The organism is Synechococcus sp. WH 8016 (assembly GCF_000230675.1).
Lineage (GTDB): Bacteria > Cyanobacteriota > Cyanobacteriia > PCC-6307 > Cyanobiaceae > Synechococcus_C.
This window is the reverse complement of the sequence record NZ_AGIK01000005.1, coordinates 1-16,291: the sequence shown is the minus strand read 5'-3', so window position 1 is coordinate 16,291 and position 16,291 is coordinate 1. Positions and strand designations below refer to the sequence as shown.

The 16,291-nt window shown below is 56.2% G+C and carries 17 protein-coding genes and 1 pseudogene; 14 read left to right on the top strand and 4 right to left on the bottom strand.

Annotated features, from left to right (window positions below; all coding sequences use genetic code 11):
* Positions 1-231: 231 nt before the first annotated feature.
* Positions 232-549, bottom strand: a complete 318-nt coding sequence (locus SYN8016DRAFT_RS11545) for a hypothetical protein (protein WP_006854598.1) — start codon at positions 547-549, stop codon at positions 232-234.
* Positions 550-622: 73 nt separating this feature from the next.
* Complete coding sequence (locus SYN8016DRAFT_RS11540; protein WP_038014679.1) at positions 623-1,048, bottom strand: hypothetical protein; 426 nt, start codon at positions 1,046-1,048, stop codon at positions 623-625.
* Positions 1,049-1,152: 104 nt separating this feature from the next.
* On the opposite strand from SYN8016DRAFT_RS11540, the gene SYN8016DRAFT_RS11535 reads away from it, so the two are divergent.
* Positions 1,153-2,067, top strand: a complete 915-nt coding sequence (locus tag SYN8016DRAFT_RS11535) for a histone deacetylase (protein WP_038014677.1) — start codon at positions 1,153-1,155, stop codon at positions 2,065-2,067.
* A gap of 18 nt (positions 2,068-2,085) precedes the next feature.
* On the opposite strand, the gene pdhA is transcribed toward SYN8016DRAFT_RS11535, so the two are convergent.
* Positions 2,086-3,192 carry a pyruvate dehydrogenase (acetyl-transferring) E1 component subunit alpha gene (pdhA, locus tag SYN8016DRAFT_RS11530; protein ID WP_006854596.1) on the bottom strand — a complete coding sequence of 369 codons (1,107 nt, stop codon included), beginning with the start codon at positions 3,190-3,192 and terminating at the stop codon, positions 2,086-2,088.
* 85 nt (positions 3,193-3,277) lie between these two features.
* Here pdhA and SYN8016DRAFT_RS11525 point away from each other — a divergent pair, with 85 nt between their 5' ends.
* The 8 genes and pseudogenes from SYN8016DRAFT_RS11525 to SYN8016DRAFT_RS15855 all read left to right on the top strand — a co-directional run bounded on the left by SYN8016DRAFT_RS11525 (position 3,278) and on the right by SYN8016DRAFT_RS15855 (position 12,353).
* Entirely contained in the window at positions 3,278-5,443 is a 2,166-nt protein-coding gene (locus SYN8016DRAFT_RS11525) for an ARC6/PARC6 family protein (RefSeq protein WP_253909865.1), read from the top strand.
* Between the two features lie 93 nt (positions 5,444-5,536).
* A complete protein-coding gene (gene ffh, locus SYN8016DRAFT_RS11520; protein ID WP_006854594.1) occupies positions 5,537-7,027 on the top strand; it encodes a signal recognition particle protein in 1,491 nt (496 codons plus the stop codon).
* A 75-nt stretch (positions 7,028-7,102) separates the two neighbouring features.
* Positions 7,103-7,498: a 30S ribosomal protein S16 gene (rpsP, locus tag SYN8016DRAFT_RS11515; RefSeq protein ID WP_006854593.1), complete on the top strand. Its 396-nt coding sequence runs from the start codon at positions 7,103-7,105 to the stop codon at positions 7,496-7,498.
* 8 nt (positions 7,499-7,506) lie between these two features.
* Positions 7,507-8,526, top strand: a complete 1,020-nt coding sequence (locus tag SYN8016DRAFT_RS11510; protein ID WP_006854592.1) for a PhoH family protein — start codon at positions 7,507-7,509, stop codon at positions 8,524-8,526.
* Between the two features lie 120 nt (positions 8,527-8,646).
* A complete protein-coding gene (locus SYN8016DRAFT_RS11505) occupies positions 8,647-9,378 on the top strand; it encodes a Bax inhibitor-1 family protein (RefSeq protein ID WP_006854591.1) in 732 nt (243 codons plus the stop codon).
* Between the two features lie 156 nt (positions 9,379-9,534).
* Positions 9,535-10,968: pseudogene (locus SYN8016DRAFT_RS11500) on the top strand (sugar porter family MFS transporter).
* Positions 10,969-10,985: 17 nt separating this feature from the next.
* Positions 10,986-11,573: a carbohydrate porin gene (locus tag SYN8016DRAFT_RS15860; RefSeq protein WP_006854588.1), complete on the top strand. Its 588-nt coding sequence runs from the start codon at positions 10,986-10,988 to the stop codon at positions 11,571-11,573.
* Between the two features lie 300 nt (positions 11,574-11,873).
* On the top strand, positions 11,874-12,353 hold the full coding sequence (locus tag SYN8016DRAFT_RS15855; protein ID WP_006854586.1) for a carbohydrate porin: 480 nt from the start codon (positions 11,874-11,876) through the stop codon (positions 12,351-12,353).
* A 44-nt stretch (positions 12,354-12,397) separates the two neighbouring features.
* Here SYN8016DRAFT_RS15855 and SYN8016DRAFT_RS11490 read toward each other — a convergent pair whose 3' ends face one another.
* Entirely contained in the window at positions 12,398-12,967 is a 570-nt protein-coding gene (locus SYN8016DRAFT_RS11490; protein ID WP_006854585.1) for a hypothetical protein, read from the bottom strand.
* 92 nt (positions 12,968-13,059) lie between these two features.
* Between SYN8016DRAFT_RS11490 and budA the strand changes: the two genes are divergently transcribed.
* The 5 genes from budA to SYN8016DRAFT_RS15975 are packed head-to-tail and all read left to right on the top strand — an operon-like array spanning position 13,060 to position 16,261.
* Positions 13,060-13,908: an acetolactate decarboxylase gene (budA, locus tag SYN8016DRAFT_RS11485; protein ID WP_006854584.1), complete on the top strand. Its 849-nt coding sequence runs from the start codon at positions 13,060-13,062 to the stop codon at positions 13,906-13,908.
* A gap of 17 nt (positions 13,909-13,925) precedes the next feature.
* A complete protein-coding gene (gene era / locus SYN8016DRAFT_RS11480) occupies positions 13,926-14,879 on the top strand; it encodes a GTPase Era (RefSeq protein WP_006854583.1) in 954 nt (317 codons plus the stop codon).
* A 24-nt stretch (positions 14,880-14,903) separates the two neighbouring features.
* A complete protein-coding gene (locus tag SYN8016DRAFT_RS11475) occupies positions 14,904-15,380 on the top strand; it encodes a phycobiliprotein lyase (protein ID WP_006854582.1) in 477 nt (158 codons plus the stop codon).
* Positions 15,381-15,386: 6 nt separating this feature from the next.
* The gene (trmD, locus tag SYN8016DRAFT_RS11470; protein WP_006854581.1) at positions 15,387-16,121 is read left to right on the top strand and encodes a tRNA (guanosine(37)-N1)-methyltransferase TrmD; all 735 of its coding nucleotides are present in this window, start codon (positions 15,387-15,389) and stop codon (positions 16,119-16,121) included.
* Between the two features lie 5 nt (positions 16,122-16,126).
* Entirely contained in the window at positions 16,127-16,261 is a 135-nt protein-coding gene (locus tag SYN8016DRAFT_RS15975) for a hypothetical protein (protein ID WP_255444974.1), read from the top strand.
* The last annotated feature ends 30 nt before the right edge of the window (positions 16,262-16,291 follow it).

Below are 16,291 nucleotides of genomic sequence, written 5' to 3'. Positions count from 1 at the left end.
CTCCCCTGTCGCATCTGCTCAACACCTGTTCCCATCCCTCTGCATTTCAAACGTGTAAAAACGGCTGTCTGCTCAAGCTGCGCCCATGAAGGGCTGGACAAAGTCGTGACCATTCGGCTCTTTAAAGAGCAGATCGTTGATTCGCTCACCTCATAATTTTTATAGGTGTTCATTGATTGCTGATATTCTATTAATGTCGATTGTATTGATTTTTTCCGCTGCTTTTGGTGTTTAAAATGTTGAGTAGGGAAAGCCTGGGTCAGGCTTATATGGTCTTTTCTCTTTCCCTTTGCATTGATCTTTCGCTAATTGAATCCACTGTGCATCATTGATTTTTGCCATCACCCTTGCCTCGCTTTCCAATCGTCTTTGTTTCGGGTGATAGTTGTGTACATTGATGGCATCACTTTGTGGAAGGCGTTCTGCGATTTGCTGATCATCAAGATAGGGTGCTCCATTGCGGCAACGGTGTTGTACTGCATGCCATCCCTCGTGCTTAAGGGTGTCAATTAATTCAACAAGATCACCATTGTGAAACCCCTGGTACATCACGACTAATTCGTTTTTAATTCGGTAATATCCATATAAGCTTCTGCCTTTGCATCCCCAGGTTTTAGAGTTATTAGACCAAAGAATAGATCTTTGCCCAAGGACTTGTTGGATTGCTTCCCCCTAGCTTTTTAAGTCTCGTACTGTCGAGATGGTGAGGGGTCGTAGACATGGTTTTGATTTCCTGTCCATGCTCCCTAGCTGCTTGCTTGATCCCGGCTCTATCTGTTGTGTGTCCTTTGATGCATGAAAGGAAATTAGTTTCTTGCTTGCATTTTTGGATGCTTGGTGCAGCGAGCTTAAAAGCATTTTTGCCTAACTTCATTAATCCAGAGATACAGCGCTTCTTCGCTGAAGGTTTTTCAGCATTGCCTGTTTTCAGATTTGTCCCGCAAACCATCTCTGCGTAGCTCTGAACTTGTGCCTGCATCGAAGCATTTGCAGTCATCGTTGAGGCGATCGACGATAGGCTCAGTGCTACGAAGAGAAGAGTGCGCATCAGGCATCCAATCAAGCTATCTTCATCCACTCTTAGCTACAACACAGTTGGTTGATACGGTTGTTTGATTTCAATCAAAAAATATTGAGAAGATTTGAAAGTTAGTGGCTATCCCCCTCGTTTATCACCAGGCCTACAGCGCACCTCTGCCCTCGAGCCATCGCTTCCCGATGGCGAAGTTCAAGATGTTGTTTTCGGCTCTCAACGCTTTGGGCTTAGCCGAATCCAATCAGATTCACGCTCCTCTTCCGATTCCTCGCCGCTGGCTCGAAACAGTGCATCAGCGTCGCTATCACGAGGCCTTTGCGAGGGGCAGGCTTGATCGGCAAGCGCAACGCAGGATTGGTCTTCCCGCCACCACACCCTTGGTGCAACGCACCTGGTTAGCGGTGGGGGGAACGTTGCTCACGGCCAGGTTGGCTCTTGAGCATGGTGTGGCCTGCCATCTCGCGGGTGGCACACACCATGCCTTCTCCGATTACGGCAGTGGCTTTTGCATCTTCAATGACATTGCCGTGTCAGCCAGGGTTCTTTTGGATGAGGGGCGCCTGGAGCGCTTGATGATTGTGGATCTAGATGTGCATCAAGGCGATGCCACTGCTGTGATCTTTGCTGACGACCCACGGGTTTTCACGTTTTCTGCTCATGCTGCTTCCAACTTTCCGTCTCGGAAGCAGAGCAGCGATTGTGACCTGCCATTCGAGGATGGCGTTGAGGATCAGGGGTATCTGGCTGCCGTTGGTGAGGTGCTTCCTTCACTCCTCGACCGCTTCAAACCTGAGCTGGTGCTCTACAACGCTGGCGTGGATCCGCATCGAGACGATCGCCTCGGAAGACTTTGCTTGTCCGATATGGGCCTATTGCAACGCGATCACCTCGTGTTTGATGCCTGTCTAAGGCGACAGATCCCCGTCGCCAGCGTGATTGGCGGTGGCTACGACGATCTTGACCCTCTGGTGAGGCGTCATTCACTGGTGTTTCGGGCTGCTGCCGACCAGGCGAGATTGCATGGTCTTTAGGGCCATGGGCATCAGCTTTCAGTCTTCGGCCCAGATGTAGCGCGTCAGCTCTGAGCTATCGGGCTCGGGGGCATTGAGGGCAAACTCCACACAGTCCTGAACTTCTGCATCGATCTCTTTTTCGATCGCGCGAAGTTCATCAGCGCTCACCAATCCTTCGCCAACAAGATCGCGTTCGAAGGCTTTGAGCGGATCGCGCTTGGCCCAGAATTGCTTTTCCTCCTCGGCGCGGAGCTCATCAGGGTCGGCCAATGAGTGGCCCCTGAAGCGATAGGTGAGGCATTCGAGAACGGTTGGCCCTTCCCCAGCCCGTGCCCGTTCGATGGCCCGTTCTGCAGCGGCCCGAACGGCGAGCACATCCATGCCATCCACCTCTTCTCCAGCCATGCCGAAGGCAGCCGCTTTGCGCCAGATTTCTGGATCGCTGGTGGCGCGGTCATGGGCCATGCCGATCGCCCATTTGTTGTTCTCCACCACAAACAAGATCGGCAGCTTCCAAAGCTGGGCCATGTTTAGGCATTCAAAGAATTGCCCGTTGTTGCAGGTTCCATCCCCGAAAAAGGCTGCAGTGACGGAGTCGCTACTGGAATCACCCATGGCATCACGCTTGTAGCGGCTGGTGAAGGCAGCGCCTAGGGCCACGGGAATTCCCTCGCCGATAAAGGCAAAGCCGCCCAAGAGGTGATGGGCTTTGGAAAACAGGTGCATCGAGCCGCCACGCCCTTTGCTGCAGCCGGTTTCTTTGCCAAAGAGCTCACTCATCACCTCGCGGGCTGGGACGCCTGCGCTCAAGGCATGCACGTGATCGCGGTAGGTGCTGCAAAACCAATCGTGCTGACGCTTCATGGCGCCGATCACGCCTGTACTCACCGCTTCTTGGCCGTTATAGAGGTGAACGAAACCAAACATCTTGCCGCGGTAGTACATCTCCGCGCACTTGTCCTCAAAACGGCGACCCAGGGTCATGTCCCGGTAGAGCCTCAGGCCCGTCTCGCGGTCCACGCTGGCTCTTTTGGTCGTCACCAGAGACGACAAGCGCTCGGCGTGCGCTCCCATCGGGGACGCCCCATTTGCAAGCTTTTGATCGATGCCTGCCGCTGCGCCTACTGCGATGTCCTGACTCATGGCACCACCTATTTGAGACGAACTTTAAGGGGCCATGTTGAGGCAATGGGCAAAACCCCTTTCACTGCCTAAAGTTTCTCTGCTAATGAGCGCAACGCTGGTGGAATTGCCCATCGATCATTTCCGCCTGTTGGGGGTGAGCCCTTCAGCCGAAACCGAGTCGGTGTTGCGGACGCTGCAGTTGCGTCTTGATCGCTGCCCCGATCAGGGCTTCACCCATGAGGTCCTCATGCAGAGGGCTGAATTGTTGAGGCTCTCTGCCGACCTCTTAAGCGATGCGGCGCGACGGCAGGACTACGAGAGCACCCTGCTCAAATTGAGTCGTGAGCATCCCGAGGAGACGGCGGGTCTGGAAATGCCTTCCAGCCGTGAGGTTGCCGGTTTGATGTTGCTCTGGGAGGCCCACGCCCCGCACGAAACCTTTCAGCTCACTCGCCAGGTGCTGCAACCTCCGCAGGCACCCGCCCTGGGTAGTGGTCGAGAATCGGACCTGGCCCTATTGGCGGCCTTGTCTTGCCGTGATGCAGCTCGCCAAGACCAGGACCAGCGCCGCTATGAATCCGCCGCCGGCCTTCTCACCGAGGGACTGCAGTTGCTCCAGCGCATGGGCAAGCTTCCCGATCAAAGGCGGCGGCTTGAAACGGACTTAGAGCAGCTCACTCCTTATCGAATTCTGGATCTGCTGAGCCGTGATCTGGCGGAGCAATCAGCCCGGCAAGAGGGACTGGTGATGTTGGAAACCTTTGTCCAAAATCGCGGTGGCCTGGAGGGGGGGGCTGCTGAATTCACAACGTCTGGCATGGACCAGGGCAGTTTTGAGCTGTTTTTTCAGCAGATTCGACGCTTTCTCACGGTTCAAGAACAAGTTGATTTGTATGGACGTTGGGAGCGGCTTGGCTCTTCTGATGCCAGCTTCCTTTCCGTGATGGCCTTGGCCGCCGCTGGATTTTCCCAGCGCAAGCCTGAGCGGGTTCAGGACGCACGCGGAAAACTTCAAGCCTTGGTTCTCGTGGGTTTAGATCTCAATCCAATGCTGGGTTGCATGGATCTCCTGCTCGGTGATGTGGAGCGGGCGTTGGAGCACGTGCATGCCAGTCCTGATGTGGAGTTGCAGGAATGGCTGGAGAACCACCCCAGTGACGATCTCGCGGCCCTGTTCGATTACTGCCGCAGTTGGCTTGGCCGGGATGTACTCCCCGGCTATCGCGATGTGGATGCCCAGGTTGTTGACCTGGAGGCGTGGTTTGCCGATCGCGATGTGCAGGCCTATGTGGAGCGCCTTGAGCGCAAGGAGGGGAGAAGCCCCCTAACGCCCGATCCGCCTGCAGCAACGGACGCAGACACGGATTGGAACTTTGGCAATCTCCCTCCACTCGGGCTTGATCCTGAGGGCACCATGCCCCTTTCACTCGGGGACGCGGAACCCTTCTCGGAGGACAGCGGAAATCTCGGGGAGGAGGAGACAAGGGGGCGTGGGTTGCGCCGGATGATTCCCGTGGCCTGGACAAACCTGAAGCTCCGCCGCCCGTCCCTATCGCGTTTGTCGATGTCTCGTTTGTCGATGTCACGGCTTTCCATGTCTCGGCTGTCGCTGCCCCAGCTCTCGCTTTCTCGGCTGTCGGTGAAGAGACACTCATTGATCGAATCCAGGCGTTCTGTGTTGATCGGCTCCGGGGTGGTTGCGGTGCTCATGGTGGTGGGATTCAGCCTGGTGGGGCTGAGGCGGGAGGCCCAGCAGGAGACGGCATCCAGCCCAACAGCAACTCCCACCGCAGATGCGCTGTCTTCTGATGCGCTGTCTTCTCAACCGAAGGCCACCCTCAAGCAGGAGACCCCTAAGGCCAATGCGCTGATGGCGCCCCTGGATGTGAAAACTCCCAGTGAGGTTCAGTTGCAAGCTCTCCTCCAGGCATGGCTGGATCTCAAAGCGACGGCGTTGCTCCAAGAGGGGGGGACGGAATCCCTGGCAGAGGTGGCCCGTCCTGTCCTTGTCGGTCGCGTGCGTGATCAGCAAGCCGCCTTATCAAGGGATGGCCTCGTCCAAAAGGTTCAAGCGTCGATCACCTCGATTCAGACGGTGAGTTCAACGCCATCTCGCATTGAAGTGAGGGCACAACTCACCTATCGCGATCAGACCATGAACGATCAGGGGGAAGTGGTGGATGAGACTCCAGCAGGCAACTTGCCGGTGACGTACATCCTTGGCCGAGATCCTGATGGCTGGCGTTTGCAGGCCTACATCCCTGGCTAACCCTTTCCCTTCAGCCCTTCACTTTCAACCCTGCACTTTCATCCAAGAAGAAGGACTTTTACAGTTGGTTGAAGTGCTGCGCGGACGCCCTCCATGTTTGACGAGCTTTCAGCCCGTTTTGAAGATGCCGTCAAAGGTCTGAGAGGCCAGGACTCCATCTCTGAAACGAATGTGGAGGGGGCGCTGAAGGAGGTCCGTCGGGCGCTTCTTGATGCGGACGTGAGTCTGCCGGTGGTCAAGGATTTTGTCTCTGAAGTCCGCGAGAAAGCAGTTGGCGCTGAGGTTGTTCGTGGTGTAACGCCCGACCAGAAGTTCATTCAGGTTGTGCATGAGCAGCTGGTCGACGTGATGGGCGGCGGCAATGCTCCGCTCGCGAAGGCCGACCAAGCGCCCACGGTGGTGTTGATGGCTGGCTTGCAGGGGGCAGGCAAAACCACGGCGACGGCCAAGTTGGGGCTTCATTTAAAGGATCAGGGACGCAAGGCCCTGATGGTGGGGGCGGATGTGTACCGCCCTGCTGCCATTGAGCAGTTGAAGACCCTCGGCGGTCAGATCGGTGTGGATGTCTTCAGTCTCGGGATCGAGGCCAAGCCTGAGGACATCGCTGCGGCCGGCTTGGCGAAGGCGAAACAGGAGGGGTACGACACCCTGTTGGTCGATACCGCTGGCCGTCTGCAAATCGACTCCGAGATGATGGAGGAGATGGTCCGGATTCGCGGCGCCGTGCAGCCCGATGAGGTGCTGTTGGTGGTGGATTCGATGATCGGCCAGGAGGCGGCCGAGCTCACCCGCGCCTTCCATGATCAGGTGGGGATCACCGGCGCCGTGCTCACCAAGCTCGATGGTGATTCCCGCGGTGGTGCGGCGCTATCGATTCGCAAGGTGAGCGGTCAGCCGATCAAATTCATCGGCACGGGCGAAAAAGTGGAGGCTCTCCAGCCTTTCCACCCTGAGCGGATGGCGAGTCGCATCCTCGGGATGGGGGATGTGCTCACGCTGGTGGAGAAGGCGCAGAAAGAGGTTGAACTCGCAGACGTTGAAAAAATGCAGAAAAAGCTGCAGGAGGCGTCGTTTGATTTTTCCGACTTCGTGCAGCAAATGCGCTTGATCAAGCGCATGGGCTCCCTGGGGGGGCTGATGAAAATGATCCCGGGAATGAACAAAATCGACGATGGCATGCTTAAGCAGGGAGAGCAGCAGCTCAAGAAAATCGAAGCGATGATCGGTTCGATGACAGAGGCGGAACGCACGCAGCCCGAGTTGCTGGCCGCCCAGCCCTCAAGGCGCCGACGGATTGCCTCCGGCTGTGGCTATCAAGCGGCTGATGTCGACAAAGTGCTCGCTGATTTCCAAAAGATGCGCGGGGTGATGCAACAGATGACCAAAGGGGGCGGGATGCCCGGAATGCCAGGAATGGGTGGAGGTGGTTTTCCCGGAATGGGTGGAGGGATGCCAGGCATGCCAGGAATGCCAGGAATGCCAGGAATGCCTGGGATGGGTGGTGGAATGCCCGCTGGGCAGCCTGGAGCTGCTCCCCGCCGGCAGCGCCCTTACAAGAAGAAGAAGGGGTTTGGTCAGCTTTGAGTCCACGGCACGGTAAGTTGGTTGCTCAGGGCAACTTTTTGCTGCGCTGAATTCCACCATTAAGCAAGCGCCACGATGATCAAGCTCCGCCTGAAGCGGTTCGGTAAGAAGCGGGAAGCGAGTTTCCGCCTCGTGGCCTGCAACAGCACGTCACGCCGAGATGGCCGCCCCCTGCAGGAGCTGGGTTTTTACAACCCACGCACCAAGGAGACCCGTCTAGACGCCGAGGCTCTTCGTGTGCGCCTTAGCCAGGGTGCACAGCCCACCGATGCCGTTCGCTTTTTGCTCGAGAAGGGTGGACTGCTCGAAAAGTCTGTGCGACCTGCTGAGACCATCGGCAAGTTGAAGCAAGCTGCTGCTCGCGAAGCGGCTGTGAAGCAGGCTGCCAAAGATGCGGCAGAAGCCAAGGCTGCAGAGGCAGCAGCGGCCAGTGAAGCTGATGATTCAGCTACCGAATCAACCGAAAGCTGATCAAACCCATGCCCGAAGCTGCCGCAACAGGTCGCTTCGTCCTTGATCTACCCCACTCTGAAGCCGCTCTTGCGTTAGCAGGATCGGCTGAACAGACCCTGCATCAATTGGAGGCCCTCACCGGTGCGTCCCTCGTGATGCGGGGTCTTCAACTTGAAATGTCTGGCCATCTCGTCCAGATCGAACGCGCCGCCGCGGTGGTTGAGTTGGTCCGCCCGATTTGGCAGGACGGGCAGGCGGTGTCTCAGATTGATTTGCAGTCCGCTCTCGGTGCTTTAAACACGGGCCAAGGCGAGGATCACGTCACGATGGGCGATCAGGTGCTTGCCCGAAACCAAAAGGGCAACCTTCTGCGTCCGCGCACCTTGCGTCAGAAGAAGTATGTGGATGCGATGGAGCGCCACGACCTCACCTTTGCGCTCGGTCCAGCTGGTACGGGAAAAACGTTTCTCGCCGCCGTGTTGGCCGTGCGCATGCTCACGGAGCGCAAGGTTGAGCGCTTGATTCTGACCCGGCCAGCGGTGGAGGCTGGTGAGCGTCTTGGCTTTCTTCCAGGCGACTTGCAGCAAAAAATTGACCCCTATCTCAGGCCCCTCTACGACTCCCTGCATGCCCTGCTTGGACCTGAAAAAACCACCTCTCTGCTCGAGAGAGGTGTGATCGAAGTGGCTCCTTTGGCTTATATGCGAGGCCGCACCCTCGCCGGCGCGTTTGTGATTCTTGATGAGGCTCAAAACACCACACCGGCCCAGATGCGCATGGTGCTCACGCGTTTAGGGGAGCGCTCACGCATGGTGGTGACAGGTGATGTCACGCAGCAGGATTTACCGTCTGGGCAGTTGAGTGGCTTGGTGGAAGCGGCCCAGGTGATGGATGGGGTGCCTGGTGTTGCCGTTTGCCATCTCACCGCGGCTGATGTGGTGCGCCACCCGTTGGTGCAACGCGTGGTGGAGGCCTATGCCAGCTTTGATGAACAATCTCACCCACAAAGAGGCGCTGATTTGAGCCCGCTCGAGGGCCCTGAGTAGGGATCAGCAACGGCAGGTTGTTTGTCCCACCTGTTTGGAATTGATAGGGGGATCCACACTTCTGCAGCAGGCCATTCCCTTTTCTCGCTGGCAAGATATAGGGAGTCTTCAGTGAAAGGCATGCCAGCCAGCAGTAATTTTCAAGAGGCCATCCGCGAGGCACAATCCAGTGCTCTTGTTGGCCCCAATGTTGTCAATAAAGCCCTGCCTTATGTAGGCGGTGGCATGGTTCTCACCGCCGCAGGTGTTCTTGGTGGCATGTCCACCATGGCCGCCATGGGTCCAGCCTTTAATGGGCTGTCGATGGTGGCGATTATTCCTTGGTTCATTCTGTTCTTCGTTGCACAGAATGCAGCCAAAAAAGGCAATAACGGCACTGCTTTGCCGTTGATGGCTGCTTTTAGTTTGCTCACGGGCTTCACGCTCACCGGTCTGGTGGTGCAAGCCGTTGCGGTGGCCGGTGTGGCTTCGATTGGCATCGCTGCTCTCGCCACGGGCCTCACCTTTGCGATTGCCTCCGTCGTCGGCCGGCGCATGAGCGACAGCGTTGGTCAAGCGTTGTCGGCAGTGGTGGGTCTTGGCTTGATCGGCCTTTTGATCGCCATGGTCGGCATTTTTGTCGCTGGCTTCTTCATCCCGGGGATCTTTGCAGCCACCAATCTTGCGATTGCAGGATTTGGAACGGTGCTGTTTGTGGGAATGGCCTTCGTGGACTTCTACACAATGCCCCGCACCTACAGCGACGATCAATATCTCGCAGGTGCCTTGGGAATGTATCTCACCTACATCAACCTGTTCATCTTCATCTTGCGCCTGATCATTGCCCTTCAGGGTGGTGGTCGTCGCGACTGATTGGGCTTGACTGATCAAGGGTCATTTCACGCTGTTTGTTTCATCCCGGCCTCGTCCGGGATTTTTTTATGGACAGTGTGTGTCGGCCTGTAAGGAATCAAGGCGCCGCGAACGCCCCTTTGCTCTATTGAGAGTTCGAGCTTGGCGAGCCCATTCATGCGCAACAACAGTGCTGAGCCAACCCAGCATGATCAAGGGAATCATCAGGGGAATCCACGGGTCCAATTCATTCTGCGAATCGCCATTGCTGCCGCCTTAGGCGGCTTTTTGTTTGGTTATGACACGGCCGTGATCAATGGGGCGGTGTCTGCCATTCAGTCCACCTTCAATGCGTCGGCGGTGAATCTTGGACTTGCCGTGTCGTCAGCACTGCTGGGGTCTGCAGCCGGTGCTTTGGGTGCTGGTTGGCTGGCGGATGGGATTGGACGTCGCCGAAGCATGTGGCTTGCGGCGATTTTGTTTGTGGTGAGTGCCCTGGGCTCTGCCTTGGCGCCCCGATTGCTTGATCTGGTGGCATGGCGCGTGATTGGCGGGGTGGCGGTGGGTTTTGCGAGTGTGCTTGCGCCGGCCTACATCGCTGAGATCTCTCCAGCGGAGATGCGGGGCCGCACCGGCTCTTTGCAGCAATTGGCGATTGTGCTGGGGATTTTTATCGCGCTTCTCAGTGACTATTTATTGGTCCTCGCCACTCCGGATCAGAACCCCCTGTCGAATTTGGGGCCGATGGCGGCGTGGAGATGGATGTTGATCTCAGAGCTGGTTCCTGCTGTGATTTATGGAGCCATGGTGTTGCAGATACCAGAAAGTCCTCGCTATCTGGTGCAAAAAGGTCGAATTGAGCAGGCCCGTGTAGTGATTTGCAAAACCCTCGGTGAGCCAACGCAGCCAGTCATTGATCGGATTCAGTTGAGTCTTGGCAACCATGAAGGGAGCTCCATTGCTGATCTTTTTTCCAGGTGAACATTGTTTTTACCGATTATTTGGACAGGGATATTGCTGGCGATGTTTCAGCAGTTTGTGGGAATTAATGTCATCTTTTATTACTCAAGCACCTTGTGGAAGTCGGTGGGTTTCAGTACCACAGATAGCTTGATTATCACGGTGATTACTTCAGTCACGAATGTCGTGACGACATTCCTGGCGATCCTTACGATTGATCGATTGGGGCGGCGTCCCCTGTTGTTAATGGGGTCCGTCGTGATCACGATCAGCTTGGGGCTGATGAGTTGGGCGTTTGCTGGAGCTCCGATTGTGAATGGTGCGCCTGTGCTTTCAGGGGCTTCCTCATGGGTGGCCTTGATTTCAGCCAACGTTTTCGTCTTTGCTTTTGGCTTCTCTTGGGGACCGGTGATGTGGGTTCTCTTGGGAGAGATGTTCAATAACCGCATTCGTGCCCTCGCTCTGGGGTTGTCTGCCACCGTGAATTGGTTGGCCAATTTTGTGATCTCCACCACCTTCCCTGTCTTCCTTGAGTCGTCAGGCCCCTCCCTGGCCTATGGCCTGTATGCCACGGCTGCGGCGATTTCGTTTTTCTTTGTTCTATTCATGGTGCGGGAAACCAAGGGCCGGGAACTGGAGGATATGGTCTGACCGGTTTTGTCTTTTGGATGAGGGTTCCTTTGGCTTTGCGTGGTTTCACAGGTTTTGGTAGAGCGTTTCTCGTGGCTGCCTTGGCACTGCTGTCTCCCCTGGAACCTCAGCTTTTCTGGGCGGAAGAGCCTAAAAACTCCACGGATGAAGTCTGGCAAGTGAGGCCTCAACCGTTGTTGCATCACTGGTTGGATCTCCCTGACTGGGTTTCGATCTCGTTGGGATATGTCAATGAAATCAATGGCAATCCTTCCGGAGGTTTGCAGCAGAGCGCTACCTACACGCACAATCTTTCTTTAAACACAAGCTTTTCCTCTGGGTTTCGTCGCCCAGAATCTGAATGGGATGAATTTGATGCATGGAAGTTGGTGATCAATGCGTCTCAACGTTCCGGTACAAGCCTGTCTGAAAAGATCCCGAATGCGCAGTCTGTTCAGCAAATTTTTGGCGATGGGCAAACGTTCCGACTCGCTGGTCTTTGGGTTGAGCGCAATCAAAGCGAACCAGGCTTGCTCAAAGTAAAGCTTGGAAAAATGGCAACATTTGATGACTTTGCTTCATCACCGCTGCTTTGTTACTACAGCAATAATGGCTTTTGTGGCTAAATCTGGGGTGTCCCTAATTCACTCCCCGTGGCGGCTTATCCCGCTAATCAGTATGGAGCGGTGCTCCATTTAGGTGATAAGGAGCGTCATACCTTGCGCTATGGAATTTATCAAATTAATCCGAAAGGATTTGAGCCTGGATATCATGGTGCTGACTTGCAGATTTCACCGTCTGCCAATGGTCTTGCTCAGTCTCTATAGGTTGATATTCCCTTTGCAAAGCGATCCTCCATTCCGGTTAAAAAATTAGAAAATGGTCATTTAGAAAGTGTTCCTGAGGATGAGAAGGATTTCGATTATGTGTCGGGCCTCCCGACCCCCGGGCTGCAGTTGGGTGGTTGGTTAGGGCGATGGGATTTTCCTCTTGTGAAGGATCCGCTCCAAATCTCTAAGGACAACAATGGCGTTTATGGACTGGTGTCGGTGCCCATGACCCTCAACAACTTGGTGTTGGACGGACAGCTTTGGGCGAATGCATCGCTTGGATTGAATTCCGATGTGCAGCAGATTCCGATGTTTTATGCCGGTGGTTGGGTTGGGAAAGGATTATTTCGGAATCGCCCCGATGACACGGTGGTGCTGGGCTTCTCCCATGCCAGCTGGAGTCCATCGGTGCCGACAGATCAGGTTTGGGAATCAATTGTTGAATTGGGGTATCAGGTTGCTTTAGGTGACAACGTGACCCTTCAGCCAAACCTTCAATGGGTGTTCAATCCTTCAGGGACGGGTTCGGTGCCGGATGCGTTGGTGTTGGGGATGCAAATGTCTTTCTTGTTCTGATTTAAACGTCACGCATTTAACGGCACGCATTTACACGTCACGACTTAGTCGGCGACCGCTTCAATCGCCCGTGCAATCGCTTTCTTTTGGTTTGCGTCGTATCCCCAGCGATTGAGAAAAGCCACATCCTGTCCTTGATCGTGGCTTGCTGCTGCCAACAAGGTTTCTAAGCGTGCCTTGACGCTGTGGGGTTCGAGTTGGCGTAGCAACTCGGTGCAGCGCAGGTTGACGCGCTCCGAACCTGCAGCTTGCAAGTCATCCGATTGCTTGCGGTGGTGCACCACCATCGCGGCGCTCATGGCGAGATTGCGAGCGGTGAGATCGACCACTCCTTCACCACAGGAACGCAGTTTGCCCACAAGGGCTTCGGGCAATCGATCCATCAAGGCACTGTCTCCAGCCAGGCTGACCACAAAAAAGCCCCGCGCTCCATCGCGACTGGCCACAAGCTCCCCGACCCGATCGGCAATCACTTCATCACTGATCTCTTCTTGATCCCATTGCTGGAGCCAGACAGCGGCGATCTCCATCGCTTGTTGAAAGCTGGGCGCTGGCACGGAATCCGAAACGTGTGGCTCGGTTTCTGACGGAACAGTCGAGTCCTGATCAGTCATGGTGCGGAGGTGAGAGCTTTCAGCAGATTAGGAAGACAAGGCTTGTGCAGACGTTCCTTCTCGCCAAAGTAAGGACAAGCCGCTGATGAAGAGTGGAAGAGCAACAAGGTCATGATCTGAATCTCAGGCTGCCTGCTGGGCATTGGCAGGCTTTGCAGCGTCATTGTCAGCAAAGCGGCGAGACACTAAGCGCGGTGGTTCGCAAAGCGTTGGCCGATTACCTCGACCTCGACCATCAGACTCTTTGGCAGCTCTCCACCTCAACGGCCGTGGTGGAAGGGGTTTTTGGCGGTGCCCTCCAAGTGAAAGACCTGATCGACCACGGCGACTTTGGTCTGGGAACTTTTGAACAACTCGATGGCGAAGGGATTCTTCTCGATGGCGTCTGTTGGCAGGCGAGAGGCGATGGCAGCCTGAGCCAGGCCCCGCCTGAGGAGGCCATTCCTTTTTGGGTGGCGACCCATTTTCAGGCTGAGCATCAGATGCGTGTATCGGACATCGGCAGCATTGAGGATCTCGGCGGCCGCATCGATCCGGTTCGCCCTGGCGCCAACTTGTTCGTGGCGATCAAAATCCAAGGCTTGTTTGAACAGGTGAAAATGCGAACGGTGTCGAGGGTGCCTGAAGGGATGGGTCTGCTCGAGGCTTCCAAAAACCAAGCCATGGTCCGCCTGGAAAAGGTGTCTGGAACGCGGGTGGGGTTTTGGAGTCCTGCGCATACCACCAGCTTGAACATCCCTGGCTATCACTTTCATTTTTTATCCGACGATCACGGCAGCGGTGGTCATGTCTTGGATGTGAAAGCGGATTCGTTGAACGTTGAACTGGACTTTCAATCGAATCTCCGGTTGGCGCTTCCAGAAACCAAGCAATTTCTTGAGGCTGATCTTTCGCGAGATATCAGTGAGGAACTTCATCAAGCCGAAGGTGTGAGCCGATGACAGCGCAGACTTGATCCATGGTTGAGTCTTCCTTTCGTTCGTTCACAAGCAGTGCGCCTGAGGGATTTCGCTCTGGTTTTGTGGCCCTGATCGGCCGGCCCAATGTGGGGAAGTCCACGCTGGTGAACCAGCTCATCGGCGACAAGATTGCGATCACCTCGCCCGTGGCTCAAACCACGCGCAATCGCCTGCGAGCGATCCTCACAACCGATGAGGCCCAGCTGATTCTGGTGGATACCCCCGGCATTCATAAGCCCCATCACCTCCTGGGGGAGCGGCTTGTTCGCAGTGCCCGCTCAGCGATTGGAGAGGTGGATCAGGTGCTGCTCTTGCTGGAGGGAAACGAGGCCCCAGGACGGGGTGATGCCTTCATCGTCCAACTGCTGCGTCAGCAATCCTTGCCGGTGCAGGTGCTGCTCAATAAGTGGGATCTGGTCCCACTGGAGCAGAAGGATGCGGCCGATGCGGCCTATCGAGAGCTGTTGGCTGACACCGATTGGCCGGTGCATCGCTGTAGTGCTCTCAGCGGAGACGGCTGCCCCGAGTTGGTGAAAGCGATCAGTTCGTTGATGCCCGAGGGGCCCCAGCTGTATCCATCGGACATGGTGAGCGATCAGCCCGAACGCTTGCTGATGGGAGAGTTGATCCGTGAACAGGTGTTGCTGAATACGCGCGAAGAGGTGCCCCACAGCGTTGCCGTGAGCATTGATCGGATTGAGGAGATGCCTTCCAAGGGCAAGGGCTCTGGGCGAACGGCTGTGTTGGCAACGGTGTTGGTGGAGCGCAAAAGCCAGAAGGGAATCCTGATTGGCAAAGGGGGAGCCATGCTCAAAACGATCGGCCAGGGCGCTCGCTTGCAGATGCAAACCTTGATCGATGGTCCGGTGTATCTGGAGCTGTTCGTGAAAGTGGTTCCCGATTGGCGAAGCAAGCCGGCCCGACTGGCGGAGTTGGGATACGTGGGCGATTAAGTGCTGGTTGCTGCGCCTGCGAAGATGCAAAGCATGAGCGATCAAACTCCGTTCCCTCCGTCAGATCTCGACGGTTTTCTTGCCCTCTGCGTGGGCCGTTGGATGAGCTTGCGTAGCCGTTTTCTGATCAATGCCTCCGAGCAGGAATGGCATAGCAGCGAACGGGGCGAGGTTGAGGTGTCGGCTTCCGTTGCCTCTGGCGTGCCCTGTTTGGACGTGACGCCCGCCGAGGGTGGCAAGAGCACCCTCGCGTTTCAAGCCGATGGGTGTCTTGCGATCGAGGCAGGCGGCACCGAGCAGACCGGGCGTTGGCAGCTGCTTCCTGATGCCAGTCTCGAGCTCCGCGTCCAAGCCAAGAATGGCGACCAGGTGCTGGAGCGTATTTGGTTCACCAAACCCAATTTGCGCCTGCGCAGCACCACGGCGGTTGGTGAGGATGGCCAGCCCAGGCAGGGCAGTTTTTGCTCGGAGATCAGGCGCGTCAGTCGTCCGCAGAGCTGAGATCTGATGGCTCCCTATCGCCTCGATGTGATCAGCTTGGCGCCGCAGGCCTTTGCGCCATTGCTGGAGGTTGGGGTGATTGGTCGTGCCTTTGGGGCCGAGATTGCGGAGCTGCACCTTCACAATCCTCGCGATTACGCCATCGACCGTTACCGCAAGGTGGACGATCTGCCTTATGGGGGTGGGGCCGGCATGGTTCTGAAGCCGGAACCAGTGTTTGCGGCCTTTGAGTCGCTACCGGTTTGCCCACGACGGCGGGTGCTGTTGATGTCCCCCCAGGGGCAACCATTGCGTCAGGTTGATTTACAACGCTGGTCCAAGGATTACGACCAGTTGGTGTTTCTCTGTGGGCACTACGAAGGGTTTGATGAACGGATCCGTTCCTTGGCTGATGAGGAGGTGTCCATCGGGGATTTCGTGCTCACGGGCGGTGAACTCCCGGCGATGACGATCATCAATGGGGTGGTGCGCTTGCTGCCAGGCACGGTGGGAACGCCGGAATCCTTAGTGGAGGAAAGTCATAGCGATCTGTTGCTTGAGCATTCGCATTACACGCGCCCGGCGGATTTCCGTGGCATGACCGTGCCCGATGTGCTGCGCAGTGGGGATCATGGTGCTGTTGCGCTGTGGCGTCAGCAGCAGCGCGAGCAGCGCACCCAGGAGCGTCGGCCAGATCTATGGAGCCGTTGGCAGCAGGTTCAAAATCCACCGCCCCCTGCTGATGAGGCACGCCATTCCTAATTTCGGTGGTTTCTGCTGTGAAGGCAATGCGCCTTTACACCGATGGCAACGCTGCACGGCTGCCGCAAACTATGGGCATCGAGATCGGAGGCGCTTTGACAGACGACACTCCACCTGAGTTATCAGCAGAAGCAAGCTGACTTCACGGTCCCTGCTCCAACAGTCTCAAC